This is a genomic window from Pantoea sp. X-Soil-TKNS-1207 (assembly GCF_059730485.1).
The window spans coordinates 3,834,047-3,849,265 of sequence record NZ_AP035958.1 but is presented as its reverse complement, the minus strand read 5'-3'; the positions used below and the strand labels follow the sequence as shown (position 1 = coordinate 3,849,265).

General features: G+C 56.6%; 17 protein-coding genes. 10 read left to right on the top strand and 7 right to left on the bottom strand.

All coding sequences use genetic code 11. The features are described from left to right. Positions 1 to 10 precede the first annotated feature (10 nt). The gene (gene rlmB, locus AC6I8V_RS17835; RefSeq protein WP_497843542.1) at positions 11 to 745 is read left to right on the top strand and encodes a 23S rRNA (guanosine(2251)-2'-O)-methyltransferase RlmB; all 735 of its coding nucleotides are present in this window, start codon (positions 11 to 13) and stop codon (positions 743 to 745) included. 152 nt (positions 746 to 897) lie between these two features. Beyond that, on the top strand, positions 898 to 2,526 hold the full coding sequence (locus AC6I8V_RS17830; RefSeq protein WP_497843541.1) for an isovaleryl-CoA dehydrogenase: 1,629 nt from the start codon (positions 898 to 900) through the stop codon (positions 2,524 to 2,526). On the opposite strand, the gene bsmA is transcribed toward AC6I8V_RS17830, so the two are convergent. Together bsmA and AC6I8V_RS17820 are read right to left on the bottom strand one after the other, a co-directional pair. Beyond that, positions 2,500 to 2,826 carry a biofilm peroxide resistance protein BsmA gene (gene bsmA / locus AC6I8V_RS17825; RefSeq protein ID WP_497843540.1) on the bottom strand — a complete coding sequence of 109 codons (327 nt, stop codon included), beginning with the start codon at positions 2,824 to 2,826 and terminating at the stop codon, positions 2,500 to 2,502. The genes AC6I8V_RS17830 and bsmA overlap by 27 nt on opposite strands. A 55-nt stretch (positions 2,827 to 2,881) precedes the next feature. Continuing rightward, a complete protein-coding gene (locus AC6I8V_RS17820; protein WP_497843539.1) occupies positions 2,882 to 4,813 on the bottom strand; it encodes a methyl-accepting chemotaxis protein in 1,932 nt (643 codons plus the stop codon). 161 nt (positions 4,814 to 4,974) lie between these two features. Between AC6I8V_RS17820 and yjfP the strand changes: the two genes are divergently transcribed. Then, on the top strand, positions 4,975 to 5,724 hold the full coding sequence (yjfP, locus tag AC6I8V_RS17815; protein WP_497843538.1) for an esterase: 750 nt from the start codon (positions 4,975 to 4,977) through the stop codon (positions 5,722 to 5,724). A 46-nt stretch (positions 5,725 to 5,770) separates the two neighbouring features. Here the strand turns inward: yjfP and AC6I8V_RS17810 are convergent, their stop codons facing one another. Then, on the bottom strand, positions 5,771 to 5,977 hold the full coding sequence (locus AC6I8V_RS17810) for a hypothetical protein (RefSeq protein WP_497843537.1): 207 nt from the start codon (positions 5,975 to 5,977) through the stop codon (positions 5,771 to 5,773). A 386-nt stretch (positions 5,978 to 6,363) separates the two neighbouring features. Between AC6I8V_RS17810 and rpsF the strand changes: the two genes are divergently transcribed. The 4 genes from rpsF to rplI are packed head-to-tail and all read left to right on the top strand — an operon-like array spanning position 6,364 to position 7,804. Beyond that, on the top strand, positions 6,364 to 6,759 hold the full coding sequence (gene rpsF, locus AC6I8V_RS17805) for a 30S ribosomal protein S6 (protein ID WP_497843536.1): 396 nt from the start codon (positions 6,364 to 6,366) through the stop codon (positions 6,757 to 6,759). Positions 6,760 to 6,765: 6 nt separating this feature from the next. Continuing rightward, complete coding sequence (gene priB, locus AC6I8V_RS17800; protein ID WP_497843535.1) at positions 6,766 to 7,083, top strand: primosomal replication protein N; 318 nt, start codon at positions 6,766 to 6,768, stop codon at positions 7,081 to 7,083. Positions 7,084 to 7,087: 4 nt separating this feature from the next. Then, the gene (gene rpsR / locus AC6I8V_RS17795) at positions 7,088 to 7,315 is read left to right on the top strand and encodes a 30S ribosomal protein S18 (protein WP_000135199.1); all 228 of its coding nucleotides are present in this window, start codon (positions 7,088 to 7,090) and stop codon (positions 7,313 to 7,315) included. Positions 7,316 to 7,354: 39 nt separating this feature from the next. Beyond that, positions 7,355 to 7,804 (top strand): 50S ribosomal protein L9, encoded by a 450-nt coding sequence (rplI, locus tag AC6I8V_RS17790; RefSeq protein WP_497843534.1) that lies wholly within the window; start codon positions 7,355 to 7,357, stop codon positions 7,802 to 7,804. Positions 7,805 to 7,850: 46 nt separating this feature from the next. On the opposite strand, the gene AC6I8V_RS17785 is transcribed toward rplI, so the two are convergent. After that, positions 7,851 to 8,504 (bottom strand): OapA family protein, encoded by a 654-nt coding sequence (locus AC6I8V_RS17785; protein ID WP_497843533.1) that lies wholly within the window; start codon positions 8,502 to 8,504, stop codon positions 7,851 to 7,853. A gap of 215 nt (positions 8,505 to 8,719) precedes the next feature. Here AC6I8V_RS17785 and bamJ point away from each other — a divergent pair, with 215 nt between their 5' ends. Continuing rightward, on the top strand, positions 8,720 to 9,340 hold the full coding sequence (bamJ, locus tag AC6I8V_RS17780) for a BamJ family beta-barrel-assembly machinery protein (protein WP_497843532.1): 621 nt from the start codon (positions 8,720 to 8,722) through the stop codon (positions 9,338 to 9,340). Positions 9,341 to 9,377: 37 nt separating this feature from the next. Here the strand turns inward: bamJ and AC6I8V_RS17775 are convergent, their stop codons facing one another. Next, positions 9,378 to 11,324: a bifunctional 2',3'-cyclic-nucleotide 2'-phosphodiesterase/3'-nucleotidase gene (locus AC6I8V_RS17775; RefSeq protein ID WP_497843531.1), complete on the bottom strand. Its 1,947-nt coding sequence runs from the start codon at positions 11,322 to 11,324 to the stop codon at positions 9,378 to 9,380. A 295-nt stretch (positions 11,325 to 11,619) separates the two neighbouring features. Between AC6I8V_RS17775 and cysQ the strand changes: the two genes are divergently transcribed. Beyond that, positions 11,620 to 12,366 (top strand): 3'(2'),5'-bisphosphate nucleotidase CysQ, encoded by a 747-nt coding sequence (gene cysQ, locus AC6I8V_RS17770; RefSeq protein ID WP_497843530.1) that lies wholly within the window; start codon positions 11,620 to 11,622, stop codon positions 12,364 to 12,366. A gap of 68 nt (positions 12,367 to 12,434) precedes the next feature. On the opposite strand, the gene AC6I8V_RS17765 is transcribed toward cysQ, so the two are convergent. After that, a complete protein-coding gene (locus tag AC6I8V_RS17765; protein WP_497843529.1) occupies positions 12,435 to 12,989 on the bottom strand; it encodes a YtfJ family protein in 555 nt (184 codons plus the stop codon). A gap of 316 nt (positions 12,990 to 13,305) precedes the next feature. On the opposite strand from AC6I8V_RS17765, the gene AC6I8V_RS17760 reads away from it, so the two are divergent. Continuing rightward, positions 13,306 to 13,512: a DUF1107 domain-containing protein gene (locus AC6I8V_RS17760; protein WP_208724257.1), complete on the top strand. Its 207-nt coding sequence runs from the start codon at positions 13,306 to 13,308 to the stop codon at positions 13,510 to 13,512. A 32-nt stretch (positions 13,513 to 13,544) separates the two neighbouring features. On the opposite strand, the gene paeA is transcribed toward AC6I8V_RS17760, so the two are convergent. After that, on the bottom strand, positions 13,545 to 14,897 hold the full coding sequence (paeA, locus tag AC6I8V_RS17755) for a polyamine export protein PaeA (protein WP_497843528.1): 1,353 nt from the start codon (positions 14,895 to 14,897) through the stop codon (positions 13,545 to 13,547). Positions 14,898 to 15,219: the final 322 nt, after the last annotated feature.

Sequence of the window (15,219 nt, the reverse complement as noted above, 5' to 3'; positions counted from 1 at the left end):
GAGCTGATCAATGAGTGAAATAATTTTTGGTATTCATGCCGTGCAGGCCCTGCTGGAACGCGATCCACAGCGTTTTCAGGAAGTTTTTATCCTTAAAGGCCGTGACGATCGTCGCCTGCAAACGCTGGTCGCTGCACTGGAAGCTCAGGGAATCGTGATTCAGGTGGCAAACCGCCAGTGGCTGGACGGCCAGGTTGATGGCGGCGTGCATCAGGGCATCGTGGCGCGCGTGAAGCCGGGTAAAAACTACCAGGAAGGCGATCTGCCGGATCTGCTGGAGTCACTGGAGAATCCGTTCCTGCTGATCCTCGATGGCGTTACCGATCCGCACAACCTCGGCGCCTGCCTGCGCAGCGCTGATGCGGCTGGCGTACATGCGGTCATCGTGCCGAAAGATCGTTCCGCGCAGCTCAACGCCACGGCGAAGAAAGTTGCCAGCGGTGCGGCGGAAAATGTGCCGCTGATCCGCGTGACTAACCTGGCGCGCACCATGCGTCTGTTGCAGGAATACAACATCTGGATCGTTGGCACCGCCGGTGAAGCCGATCACACGCTGTATCAGAGCAAGCTGCCCGCTTCTCTGGCGCTGGTGATGGGGGCGGAAGGCGAAGGTATGCGCCGTCTGACGCGTGAACATTGCGACGAGCTGATCAGCATCCCGATGGCAGGCAGTGTCTCCTCGCTCAACGTATCGGTCGCTACCGGCATCTGCCTGTTCGAAGCCGTACGCCAGCGTCAGGCGTGATCCCCACCGCAAATTAGTTTCTGTGCCAGGCATAACTGCGTATCGCCCTCATACTTAGTAGGAAAAATACCCTGAATAATTTGGATTGCAGGATGGCGCGCAGCCAGCGCACCTGCAACCCGAGGCATGACGGGGATTTGCGAGGAGCCGTTATGACCTGGACAACCCACAACGTATTCAATCAGCCGCAGCCACTCAGCAACAGCAATTTATTTACCCGCGATCTCGCCTTATGCGAAGCCGTCGCCCGCGAGGGTGCCAGCTGGGATCGCGAATGGCTGGCGTCGGTGGGCCTGCAACTCGGCAGCGCTGAATCGCTCGAACTGGGCCGACTGGCGAATGCCCAGCCGCCGGAACTGCTGCGCTACGACGCGCGCGGAGAACGGCTGGACGAGGTGCGTTTTCATCCCGCCTGGCATCTACTGATGCAGGGATTATGTGCCAGTCGTCTGCACAACCTGAGCTGGCAGCCCGACGTACAACCTCACGCCATGGTGGCGCGGGCGGCGCGCTTTATCCTGCACGCGCAGGTGGAGGCCGGGTCGCTGTGCCCGGTAACCATGACCCACGCCGCCATCCCGCTGCTGCAAAACCATCTGCCTGCCCCGTACGCCGACTGGCGCGATGCGCTGCTGAGCGATCGTTACGACGCCCATCATCAGCCTGGCAATAAGAAACGTGGCCTGCTGATTGGTATGGGGATGACTGAAAAGCAGGGCGGCACCGATGTGCTGAGCAACACCACGCGCGCAGAACCGCTGGGCGTGAGCGGCTCGGGCGAGGCGTACCGCATCACCGGTCATAAATGGTTTTTCTCGGTGCCGCAAAGCGATGCGCATCTGATTCTGGCGCAGACTGCCGGTGGCCTGAGCTGCTTTTTCCTGCCGCGTCTGTTGCCCGATGGCGCGCGTAATGCCATCCGGCTGGAACGGCTGAAAGACAAACTCGGCAACCGCTCCAACGCCAGCTGTGAAGTCGAGTTCCAGGACGCCATCGGCTGGCTGATGGGGGAAGAGGGCGATGGCGTCAGGCTAATCCTGAAGATGGGCGGCATGACGCGTTTCGATTGCGCGCTCGGCAGCCACGGGCTGATGCGCCGCGCGCTATCGATTGCCCTGCACCATGCCCAGCAGCGCCAGGTGATGGGCAAAAACCTCAGCGATCAACCGTTGATGCGCGCGGTGCTGGCACAGCAGGCGCTGCAACTGGAGGGACAAACCGCCCTGCTGCTGCGTCTGGCGCGCGCCTGGTCCACGCCCGCCAGTGAGCATGAACGTTTATATGCGCGGCTGTTCACCCCCGCCGCCAAATTTACCCTCTGCCAGGCCGGCATTCCCTTCGTGGCGGAAGCGATGGAGGTGCTGGGGGGGATCGGCTACTGCGAAGAGAGTGAGCTGCCACGGCTGTACCGCGAGATGCCGGTAAACAGCATCTGGGAAGGGTCAGGAAATGTGATGTGTCTGGACGTGTTGCGGGTGCTGAGTCGCCAGTCTGATGTGCTGGCGATGCTCAATGACGAGCTGGACGCGGTGAAAGGCTGCAACCGGCATTTCGATCGCCGCTGGCGGCAGCTGCGATTGCGTCTTGGCAACGTGCAGGAAGCGCAGGCACGCGCAGTGACCGGGGAGCTGTTGCAGCTGGCCACCGCCGCGATCCTGCTCAAAGTGGCCGAACCACCGCTGGCCGATGGCTGGTGCCAGCAGTTTCTCGATACGCGTGGGAAACCGCTGCTCAGTCACGACCTCAGCACGCGCCTACTTCTGCGCGCCAGTGCCGGTTGATGCGCCGTACAGAATTGCGGTGGCGTACCAGAAGCCGGGCATCACCGTCTCATCAACCAGCAAAACCTGGTAATAAACCGCGCCCGCCTGATTCGCCCGGGCGGCGATGGCGCGTTCGGCATCATCCGGCGAACCCCGCACCTGCACATTGATGGTGCCCAGTTTGGGCAGGCCATAGCTCTGCGCCCGATCGATCTCCTGCGCATGGCGGGTGGGAGCGGGTGGGGGTTTAGGTGTTGGCGTCAACGCGGCACAGCCGCTTAACAGCAGGCTCAGCGCCAGAAATAGCGAAACACGCATGACAACTCCGCAACGGGGAAGATGGCTCAAGTGTATGCCATCTTCCCCCGACTCATCAGGCCCTGAGGTGAAAAATACTCACCAGCTGCGTCAGATGATGACCCTGCTGGCTCAGATCGCTGGCGGTGGCTGCCGATTGCGTCACCAGATCGCTATTCTGATGGGTCGCCTGGCTGATGTGGTTCATCGCCAGATTCACCTGACCAATACCCGACGCCTGCTCCTGCGCGGCGATATTGATCTCGCCCATCAGGGTTTTCACCTGCGCGATATGTTCGACAATGTGGCTCATGGCATCGCGCGTTTGTTCCGACAGCTTATGCCCCTCCGCAACCTTGCTGATGGAGCTGGCAATCAGCCCGTCGATCTCTTTTGCCGCCTGAGCACTGCGCTGTGCCAGCGCGCGCACTTCTGCCGCTACCACGGCAAAACCTTTACCGTGTTCGCCAGCCCGAGCGGCTTCCACCGCCGCATTCAGCGCCAGAATATTGGTCTGAAAGGCAATGGATTCAATGACGTGTGTGATGTCGGCAATGCTCTGCGACGCCACGCGAATTTCCGCCATGGTCCCCACCGAACGCGACACGGTCTCGCCGCCGTGCGCCACGGTCGTCGCCGCCTCACTGACCCGCGCCATCGCCTGACGGACGTTGGCCGCGGTTTGCGCTACCGTCGCGCCGAACTGCTCCATGCTCGCTGAAGTCTGCTCCACGCTACTGGCCTGGCGGCCAATCTGATCGCTGATGTTCTGGCTGCTGGCGGCGATGCTGTCGGTGCCGAGGTTGATCTGCTGTGCTGTCTGCCGTACCTGGCCGACAATCTGCGCCAGGCCATCGCCAATGCCGTTGATTGCCACCACCAGTTGGCCGATTTCATCGCGCCGCGTGGAGTCGAGGTGCGCCTGCAAGTTGCCCGCCGCGTACTGCTCCGCCAGATGGATCACCTGATGCAGCGGAAGGCTAATCGCCCGGCGGCTGTACCACATAAAACCGATGGCAAAGGCCAGCGCCAGCGCCAGGCCGATGGCGATAAACAGGTTACGGCTCTGGGTAATCGGCGCCAGCAGGCTGGCGCGGTTCACTTCCCCGGCAATGATCCAGTTCCAGCCCGGCAGCTGCTGCCAGGCAAGCAGTTTGGTTTCGCCGTCCAGCGTCAGGGTAGTCAGCCCCTTCGGCTGACTCAGCAGTTTTCGCTGCGTTGCCGCATCCCATAACGGCAGCTTGCCTTCACGATGTTTATCAAACAGATATTGCCCCTGGGCACTGCCCGGCGCGCCGTTCAGCACAAAGAAATTGCCGCTGTCGCCGAGATGGCGCGCCAGCACTTTGTCACGCATCAGCGCGTACTGCTGGTCGATTTGCACCCCGACAAACAGAATACCGATCACTGCGCCGCTGTCATCGGTCACCGGCTGATACTGCGTGATGTAACGGTGGCCAAACAGGGTTGCCAGACCGCGATAAATGCCGCCCTGATTCACGCTGCGCCAGGCCGCGCTGCTGCGATCCAGTCGGGTACCAACCGCACGGTTGCCATCCTCTTTCTTCAGCGAGGTCGCGATACGGACATAATCGTCGCCATCGCGCACAAAAATGGTGGCGACCGCGCTGGTTCGCTCAAGGAAATCATCTACGGCAATCTGATCAAGGTTGAGGGTTTTCAGCCCGGCGCGCAGCGTGGGGGTACTGATATCGCCCACCTGAATGCGCGAGTTTTCATCGCGGCTAAAGCGCCTGGGCAGAAAACTTTGAAACAGGACGGTGTAATTTGCCACCTCCGCCGACAGCGTGGTGTTAAACATGGTGGCCATTTCGCTGATGCCCTGCACCTGATTCTGCATATCGTCTGTTGCCAGATTTTCCAGCTGGCGCGCGGCGTTGTGGCTCAGGGTGAGAGTCAGGGTGAGCAGCACCACGGCCACGCTTAAAGACGTCAATACAGACAGCTTAATTCCGAGACCCATGGCGCTGAGAGAGAGACGCTTCATAAAGTACCTATGTCGATGTGGTTGGGGGGATACAAGATCAACGGCAAAACGGGCAAAAGGTTTAGTCTGGAAATTATTCGAACAAAATGTGAAGTGACTCGCGTTTTGGGGCGCAGGGCTTACACTGTGAGCAGGTGATAATCATTCTCAACGGAGGCGACATGATTGAATTGGCAACGGAAACATTGGCCGGTATTCAGTGTATTCACGCGGCACCGGCCGGACAGCGGCAGGCTCGTTTACCGACCGTGCTGTTTTATCATGGCTTTACCTCGTCGAAAGAGGTGTATAGCTACTTTGCCGTTGCGCTGGCGCAGGCCGGTTTTCGCGCCATCATGCCGGATGCTGATATGCACGGCGCGCGTTATAACGGTGATACCGAAACCCGTATGACGCACTTCTGGGAGATCCTCAGACAAAACATCGATGAAGTGCCGTTACTGGAAGCGGCGCTGCGTGAACACGACTGGATCGATGACGGCCGTCTGGCGGTGGCCGGCGCCTCGATGGGCGGTATGACCGCGCTGGGCGCTATGGCGCGTTATCCGCAGATTCATAGCGTCGCCTGTATGATGGGGTCGGGCTATTTTATGCAGCTGAGCCATACGCTGTTCCCGCCGCTGGTGGCGCGAACACCGGAACAGAAAGAGGCCTTTGCGGCTCGTCTGGCTCCGTTAGCCGCTTACGATCCCAGCCAGCAGCTGGAGAAACTGGCGAATCGTCCGCTGTTGCTGTGGCACGGTGAAGCGGATGAGGTGGTGCCCTTTGCCGAGACGGTGCGGCTGGAAAAAGCGCTGCGAGACGCGCAGCTCGATGGGCAGCTGACGTCGCTGTCGGAAAAGCAGATTGGGCACAAAATCACGCCACCGGCCCTGACTGCGCTGGTGAGTTATTTCAAACATCATCTGTAAAAACAATTCGGGCTGGCGTGGCGCCAGCCCGTTACGACATACCGGATTACAGCTGTGACGACAACCGGTCAGCGGCGCTACTGTTAGCACCGGTGTGGTTATTGCCCGGAGCGTCCAGTCGGTTGACGTAGACATAGCCTGAAGCCGCCTTACTGCTGTTACTTCTCATCTGCTGCGCATAGTCAGTGGAGCTGGCAGAAGCGGGGGTAGACAGGAAGAGACCCAGTAAAGTAGCGATAACGAAGGTTCTCATAATCGACTCCTCACTACAGGGAATTCACTCTCAGACGCCGACGACAAGCCAAACCGTTGCGCCCTTAAATAGTTTAGTTCTTCACCTTATTGCTGCCACATCGTCCCTTTGAACGCCTTGTTCAGCCATTTTGATGAATCGCCCCTAAGATTCTGAATTGTCACCCTTAGCACAAAAGGTGCCATTCCCTGGCACGGTTCACGCCATTTGATGAATTGTGCGCTTGAGTTTCACAGGCAACGCCAGTATGATTACGCGTCAATTTTTCAGCTGCATTCAGAGGTGTGTTTCATTATCGAATGAATCACAACCTATAACGTTCCTTGCTTCCGTGGGCCGCAGCTGACCCTGACAGGAGGCTGAATAATCCGTAAGGAGCAATTTCGATGCGTCATTACGAAATCGTATTTATGGTCCATCCTGACCAGAGCGAACAGGTTCCGGGCATGATCGAGCGTTACACTGGTGCTATCACTGGTGCAGAGGGCACGATCCACCGTCTGGAAGACTGGGGCCGCCGTCAGCTGGCTTACCCGATCAACAAACTGCACAAAGCGCATTACGTTCTGCTGAACGTAGAAGCACCGCAGGAAGTGATCGACGAGCTGGAAACGAACTTCCGCTTCAACGACGCCGTTATCCGCAGCATGGTTATGCGCGTTAAGCACGCGGTAACTGAAGCATCTCCGATGGTTAAAGCGAAAGACGAGCGTCGTGAGCGCCGTGAAGATTTCGCTAACGAAGCGGCAGATGACTCAGATGCTGGGGATTCTGAAGAGTAATCCATCGTGACGGCCAATCGACTGCGCCTGTCTGGCACTGTGTGTAAGACGCCGGTTCGAAAAGTCAGTCCGTCAGGAATTCCTCACTGCCAGTTCGTGCTTGAGCACCGTTCCATGCAGGAGGAAGCCGGGTTTCACCGGCAAGCCTGGTGTCAGATGCCGGTGATTATCAGCGGCAACACCCATCAGGTGATTACTCAACACATAACGGTCGGCACGCAACTCACTCTTGAAGGTTTTATTAGCTGCCATCAGGCACGCAATGGCCAGAGTAGAATTGTGTTACATGCCGAGCAGATTGAATTGATAGATTCTGGAGACTAGCCAAATGGCACGTTATTTCCGTCGTCGCAAGTTCTGCCGTTTCACCGCGGAAGGCGTTCAAGAGATCGACTACAAAGATATCGCTACGCTGAAAAACTACATCACTGAAAGCGGTAAGATCGTACCGAGCCGTATCACCGGTACTCGCGCAAAATACCAGCGTCAGCTGGCTCGTGCTATCAAGCGCGCGCGTTACCTGTCTCTGCTGCCGTACACTGATCGTCATCAGTAATCGGCAACTGTCCAACAACGACTTTAAGAGGATAAGGTAATGCAAGTTATTCTGCTTGATAAAGTAGCAAACCTGGGCAGCCTGGGTGATCAGGTTAACGTTAAATCGGGCTACGCCCGTAACTTCCTGTTCCCGCAGGGCAAAGCTGTTCCGGCTACTAAACAACAAGTTGAGCGTTTCGAAGCGCGCCGCGCAGAACTGGAAGCCAAACTGGCTGACGTTCTGTCTGCTGCTAACGCACGTGCAGAGAAAATCAACGGTCTGGGCAGCGTCACCATCACGTCTAAAGCAGGCGATGAAGGTAAACTGTTCGGTTCCATCGGTACTCGCGACATCGCTGACGCTGTAACTGCAGCTGGCGTTGACGTTGCTAAGAGCGAAGTTCGTCTGCCGAACGGCGTTCTGCGCACCACCGGTGAGCACGAAGTTGACTTCCAGGTTCATAGCGAAGTTTTCGCTAAACTGGTTGTGAATGTTGTTGCTGAGTAATTTTACTCGGTAATGCGAAGAAGCCGGCCTTGTGCCGGCTTTTTTGTTATTGCGCGCGGATAAAACTGCCGTCCGGCTGGCGGGTAAACAGCACCGGGCCGTTGTTGCTATCCACCGTTAAGCCTGTCACCACACCCTGCGCATTCTGACGAATCTTCACCTGCTGACCACTCTGCAACGCGCTCAGCGGCTGGTCGTTACCTTCCACGCGCGCCATGGCAAACACATCGTTGACCGGTAAATTGTTATCGCGGAACAGCTGCGCCAGCGTCTGACCGGATGCCACGGTATAGCTGCGCCACTCGCCCTGAGAATCGGCTTTCGGCGTGGTGTTTTGCGCATTATCGTTGTTATAAATCTCCGCCTGCATCGGCACCTCTTTCGGCGCGTTTTCGCTAACCGGCCGCTCAATCGGGTACTGCGGCGTGCTGCTGGGCCACAGGAATGCCAGCAGCATAACCAGCAGCGCAATCACAATGCCACGACGATGCAGCGCCGGTAGCGGATCCATCCAGCGTACGTTATCCAGCAGATGCCAGACGCGGCCTAAACCGCCGGAAAACCGGGAAGGGGTAGCAGAAGCCATTCGTGAATCCTCCTCACTGGCGACCGGGCGTTTGCCTTGCGGCAGCAAACGGAGCAACCAGGGTAAAGTACGCGGTGTGCGCGTCCTGCGACGTCGTGGGGCGATCTGGCCCATGTATTCTCTCTTTTCTCGACGGGAAAGGTGGTTCCTTTCCTTTGTTATAGTATGGGCAATGCGGGCGCGAAGTGCCTGCCAGCATTGAAAAATTTGACGGGTATATTGTTTCTCTTTCCCTGAGAAATGTCATCTGTGACGCACGAGATTTTACGCCAGCGGCCTGCGCTGTTATGCTGCCGTTTCAATTTTTTCTCCGGGATTAAGGAATCAAGATGACAACCCCTTCATTCGACAGCGTCGAAGCACAAGCAAGTTACGGTATTGGTTTACAGGTAGGCCAGCAGCTGCTGGAGTCCGGATTGCAGGGTCTGCAACCGGAAGCGCTGCTCGCGGGCCTGCGCGACGCGCTGGAAGGGAATTCACCGGCAGTTCCGGTTGATGTGGTACATCGCGCCCTGCGTGAAGTGCATGAGCGTGCTGAAGGTGTGCGTCGCGAGCGCGTACAGGCGATGGCAGCGGAAGGCCAGAAATTCCTTGAGCAGAACGCGCAGCGTGAAGGCGTGAGCAGCACCGAAACCGGTCTGCAATTCAGCGTGATCAACCAGGGTGAAGGTGCCATCCCGTCTCGTCAGGACCGCGTGCGTGTGCACTACACCGGTAAGCTGATCGACGGCACCGTGTTTGATAGCTCTGTTGCCCGTGGCGAACCGGCAGAATTCCCGGTCAGCGGCGTGATCCCTGGCTGGATTGAAGCCCTGACCCTGATGCCGGTTGGCTCCAAATGGGAACTGGTTATCCCACAAAACCTCGCGTATGGCGAGCGCGGCGCTGGCGCATCCATCCCGCCGTTCAGCACCCTGATCTTCGAAGTTGAACTGCTGGAAATTCTGTAAGACGACGTGAAGGGCGGCGCCATGCCGCCCTTTATCGTTATTGCTGGCGTAAATCCACCTGCCAGATAGCAAAACCGACCTCATCATTACCCACCGCTTTCATCGGATAATCCGCGTGCCGCGTGATAAAGCCGGTCGCTTTCGCGCCGGGTGCGGTTTCAAAACGAATATCCAGCGGCGTTGAGCTGTGAATCGGCGCCAGACGCCAGTTATGGTCGGCCTGCGGCCGCACTTCACCCTGCGCTTTGGTTTCGCTGCTGATATAGGCAGCGACGACCGAACGGTTCTCATCCGGAGAGGCAAAAGCCACGTACTTATCGCCGGTGCCGGCAAACTTGCCGCCGTAGGCGCGATAATTATTGGTAGCGACCAGGAACGTCATCGCCGGGTCGATCGGTTTACCCTGCCAGGTCAGGTCCCTGATGCGTGACGCTTGTTTGTTGATCAGCTGACATTCGCTGTCGTAGCGCGCCGGTTGCGTCACGTCGATCTGATACTTCACGCCATCGATCACGTCAAAGTTGTAGGTGCGGAAATCCCAGTTGATCAACGACTGCGGCTTCGCGCTATGCGGATCGATCTGGTTAAACTGCCCGGCAGAGCACTCCAGCCACTCCTTCACCTGCGCCCCGCTGACCTTCATCACCACCAGGGTGTTGGGATAAAGATAGAGATCCGCCGCATTACGGAACGTCAGATCGCCTTTCTCTACTTCAACATAGCTGGCGGGATCGTTTTTACGGCCCCCGGCTTTGAACGGTGCCGCCGCGCTCAGCACCGGCAGACGTCCCAGATCGGGATCGCCCTGAATAAAATGTTCAACGTAGGCGCGCTGGGCGTTATTGACGATCTGTACCGTAGGATCATCCTGCACCAGCGATAAATAGCTGTACATCACGTCAGCGGATTTGCCGATCGGTTTGGCGACAAATGCACGCGTGGCGCGATGATCCTGATCCAGCACCTTCACCAGGCTGGCATCCTCTGCCGCCAGCGATTTCTTTGTCACGCTGTCATAAATCGGACGCGCTTCAGCTTTGCCCTGCCTGACCTGCCAGTGGCCGTCTGCGTTATCCAGCACCAGATCAACCACACCGAGATGATCGCCCCACATGCCCGGCATTACCGCGGGTATGCCATTCAGCGTTCCCTGGGCGATATCCGCGCCTTTAATCGCCGCGAACTCTTTGCTGGGGAATACCGCATGGGCATGGCCGAACATAATTGCGTCGATGCCCGGCACCTGGCTGAGGTAGTAGACCGAGTTTTCAGCCATGGCGTGATATGGCTCACTGCTTAAACCGGAATGCGGGATAGCGATGATAATTTCAGCACCTTTTGCGCGCATTTCCGGCACAAAACGTTTCGCTGTTTCGGTAATGTCATCAACCCGGACCTTACCCTGTAGATTGTTGCGATCCCACACCATAATCTGCGGCGGGACGAAGCCGATGTAACCCACTTTGAGCGTTTGCGGCTGCCCGTCACGGTCGGTGACGGTGATTTCTTTAATCAGATAGGGGGTAAACAGCGTTTTTCCCGTCTTCAGATCGATAATGTTGGCGTTTACATAAGGAAAACGCGCGCCCGCCAGCGCTTTTTTCAGATAGGGCAGGCCATAATTGAATTCGTGGTTACCGAGGTTGCCGACACTGTAGTCCAGGGTGTTGAGCGCCTTGTAAACCGGATGTACTTCGCCCGGCTTCAGCCCTTTCGCTGCCATGTAATCGCCGAGCGGGCTGCCCTGAATAATGTCGCCATTATCCACCAGCACGCTGTTTTTCACCTCCGCACGCGCCTGATGGATCAGCGTAGCGGTGCGTACCAGGCCAAACTTTTCCGTTGGGGTGTCTTTGTAATAATCGAAGTCCATCATGTTGCTGTGCAGATCGGTGGTTTCGAGGATGCGTAAATCCACCGTTGCGGCCTGCGCCATAGCGGCAGAAATGCCGAAAGCCAGTAACGTCATGCTCGCTTTGAACATGCTGTCTCCTTGTTGCGGTCCAATGGGCCTCTCAAAATAATGTAAAAAGGTGACAAATTGTAAGATGAAAATGTGATGCGGCTCGGGGTTTTGCCATGTTGTTGCGTTTGCGGCACGGAGGCTGCGGGGGAGAAATGTCATACGTGGCGGTGAGCGACGAACTATGATATTGATATTCCAATAGATTGCTCTCGCGCCCGGTAGCGGCATCGGTCGGAAACAGGTCGCCTGCTAAAATGATTACAGGTTTGCTGTTGGCAGCGAGTAAGCAGAATCAGCAGAAAAGAGGTGAAGAATGTTAGAACAAATTTGCCAGCTGGCGCGTACGGCAGGCGATGCGATTATGCAGGTTTACGACGGCGCTCAGCCGATGGACATCGAACGCAAGGCGGATGATTCGCCGGTCACGGCCGCTGATCTCGCCGCGCATCAGGTTATCGTCAGTGGTCTGAACGCGCTGACGCCGGATGTGCCGGTATTATCTGAAGAAGATCCGCCGGGCTGGGAGATCCGCCAGCACTGGCAGCGCTACTGGCTGGTCGATCCGCTCGACGGCACCAAAGAGTTTATTAAGCGCAATGGCGAGTTTACGGTGAATATCGCGCTGATTGAAAAAGGAAAACCGGTGCTGGGCGTGGTTTACGCTCCGGCCATTGGCGTGCTTTATTCCGCGGCGGAAGGTAAAGCCTGGAAGGAAGAGGGCGGCAACAAAGCGCAGATTCATGTGCGTGATGCGCGTCCGCCGCTGGTAGTGGTGAGCCGCTCCCACTTCGACAAGGATGAGGAGCTGAAAGAGTATTTGCAGCAGCTGGGCGAGCACCAGACCACGGCGATTGGCTCATCGCTGAAGTTCTGCCTGGTGGCGGAAGGCAAAGCGCAGCTTTACCCACGCTTTGGACCGACCAATATCTGGGATACCGGTGCTGGTCACGCCGTTGCGATTGCAGCGGGCGCTCACGTCCATGACTGGAAAGGCAAAACCCTCGACTACGCGCCGCGCGAATCCTTCCTCAATCCTGGCTTCCGCGTTTCGCTGTTTTAAGGCACATTCCCTGACGGCGCTATAAATCGCGCCGCTCAAGGGCCAGGGACGCGCGATAAATCGCGCCTCTACTTGAGCAGTTGATGCAACAGCGTCATGACCTGCTGTACTTCCTGCTCCGTCAGCGCGCCATCTTTGGCGTACTCGACGTGTCCGCTCTTATCCAGTACCACCACCGCCGAGCCGCCGCTCTCCAGCTGCCAGGCTTTGCGGGCGTTGCCGTTACTGTCGACAATAAATTGTGACCACGGATACTGCTGTTTATTGCTTTCTATGCTGCTGCGCACAAACATGCCGGTGCCGGGGATGGCATCATCGGTATTGACGATAGTGGTGGTTTGATAACGATCGTGCGGCAGACCGGCGGCTTTGATGGCTTCAATCAACGCCGCATTCTGTTCTTTGGCCGATGAGCGTCCGGCGATATGCAGGATGACTCGCACTTTTCCACTTAACTGCGCGCTGTTCCACGGACGATAGCTAAACTTGTCTTGTTGATACAACAGTTCTCCTTTGTCGTTCACGCCGACGGCAGGCACGCGTTCTCCCTGTTTGAACAGATGTGCAGACGCGAGACCGGGCGCCAGCAGCGCCAGTGCAAACAACATGTGAGGCAATCGCATGAAAGTGGCTCCTTGGTGATCCGACCAGTTGGTCATGTTCCTGCAATATTAGGCATGGATGATGCGCGTGTCGCGACGATTTCACAGCTTTGTAACCGACGCCACAATTCCGTAATGACTGAAGGTTTATACTGGATAATGTGAACGCGGTAACAGAGTGTTCTGTAATGATGTGTCAATCCAGTAAAAAATTCATTTTTTCGGAACATCGGCAAGCGAGGATGTTCTATAGTTTAGGCCTCATTTGCGCTTCATGGGCTCGTCACCGATTTTGGCAACGGCGAAGCGTTTTACATCTGTACAGGAGTTAAACAGCATGAAGATCTTCCAGCGTTATAATCCGCTGCAAATTGCGAAATATGTAAAAACGCTATTTAAAGGAAGGTTGTATATCAAGGATGTCGGCGCTTTCGAATTTGATAAAGGGAAAGTTCTGATCCCGCGCGTCAAAGACGTACAGCATCTGAGCGTGATGTCTGAAATCAACCGCCAGGTGCTGCGGCTACAAGCCGAGTACAACTAAGCAAAAGAAAGGGCGCCGATGGCGCCCTAATGTTATCCGCGTGAGTTCAAGGTTTCGTCGGTTTCATCTTCCCGATTTTTCGCCACATTCAGCACCGGCGGGCGTTCATCGATACGCGTCACCAGCAGCTGGTCGATGCGATAACTATCGATATCCACCACTTCAAACTTATATCCGGCAAACTTCACAAAGTCGGTACGCTTCGGAATTTTACGCAGCATATACATCATAAAGCCGCCGATGGTTTCGTAGTTGCCTGACTGCGGGAACTCATCGATATCCAGCACGCGCATCACGTCATCAATCGGCGTACCGCCTTCCACCAGCCATGAATTCTCATCACGCGCCACAATCTGTTCTTCCTGCCCCTGGCCGACAAGGTCGCCCATCAGCGTGGTCATCACGTCATTCAGCGTAATGATGCCGACCACCAGCGCGTATTCGTTCATGATCACCGCGAAGTCTTCACCCGCGGTTTTAAAACTTTCCAGCGCTTCGGACAGCGTCAGCGTATCCGGCACAATCAGTGCGGAACGGATCTGCACGCCGCTGTTAAGCGTCATGCTCTGGTTGCCCAGCACGCGCAGCAGCAGCTCTTTGGAATCGACATAGCCGACGATATGGTCGATATCGCCATCACAAACAAGGAATTTGGAGTGGGGACGTTCGGCGATTTTGGCTTTCAGCGTGGTCTCGTCTTCATGCAAATCAAACCAGACGATGTTCTCGCGCGAGGTCATGGATGACGGCACGGTGCGCGATTCCAGCTCAAACACGTTCTCAATCAGCTCATGTTCCTGCTTACGCAGCACCCCGGCCAGCGCACCCGCTTCCACCACCGCGTAGATATCATCGGAGGTGATGTCATCTTTACGCACCATCGGCAGCTTAAAAATACGGAAGAACACGTTCGCCAGGCCGTTGAACATCCACACCAGCGGACGGAACACCAGCAGGCAGAAGCGCATCGGATTGATGATGCGCAGCGCAATGGTTTCCGGGGCAATCATGCCGACGCGCTTTGGCGTTAAGTCAGCAAACAGGATAAACAGGCTGGTAACGATGGTGAAGGAGCAGATAAAGCTCAGCTGATCGGCCAGTTCGGGCGCCACAAAGCGATTGAACAGCGAGCTGAAGGCCGGTGAAAAGGCGGCGTCGCCGACGATACCGCCGAGGATGGCGACCGCGTTAAGGCCAATCTGCACCACGGTGAAAAACATGCCGGGCGTCTCCTGCATTTTCAGGACACGCTGGGCGTTGATGTTGCCTTCGTCGGCCAGCAGCTTCAGCTTGATCTTGCGGGCGGCAGCCAGCGAGATTTCCGACAGGGAGAAAAAGGCACTAATAATAATCAGTAAAAGAATGACAAGCAGGCTATCGAGCATAAATGGTCCGTTGGGTTAATCACTTGTCATTTTTGGCCTGGGCAGCGCGGGAATGGGCGTACGTCCGGTACTCACCAGTCAAACAGGGCTATCCGTGCCAAAAATGTCTGCGCCAATTCGACAAGGTTGTAAGCGTCGGGGCAGAAATGAACGCAGGCGGTGCCTGCTGGACGCTGATTATAGCAGCAGCGCTCATCATGCCGCCAGCAGAGACGGTAACAGGCTTAGGATTAGTCCGAGTGCGTGTTGGGAACAGGCAGAAGCGCCGCCTGGTTGTTGTATCAATCGTGCCATTTGCCGACAATAGTCACGATTTGGCTTA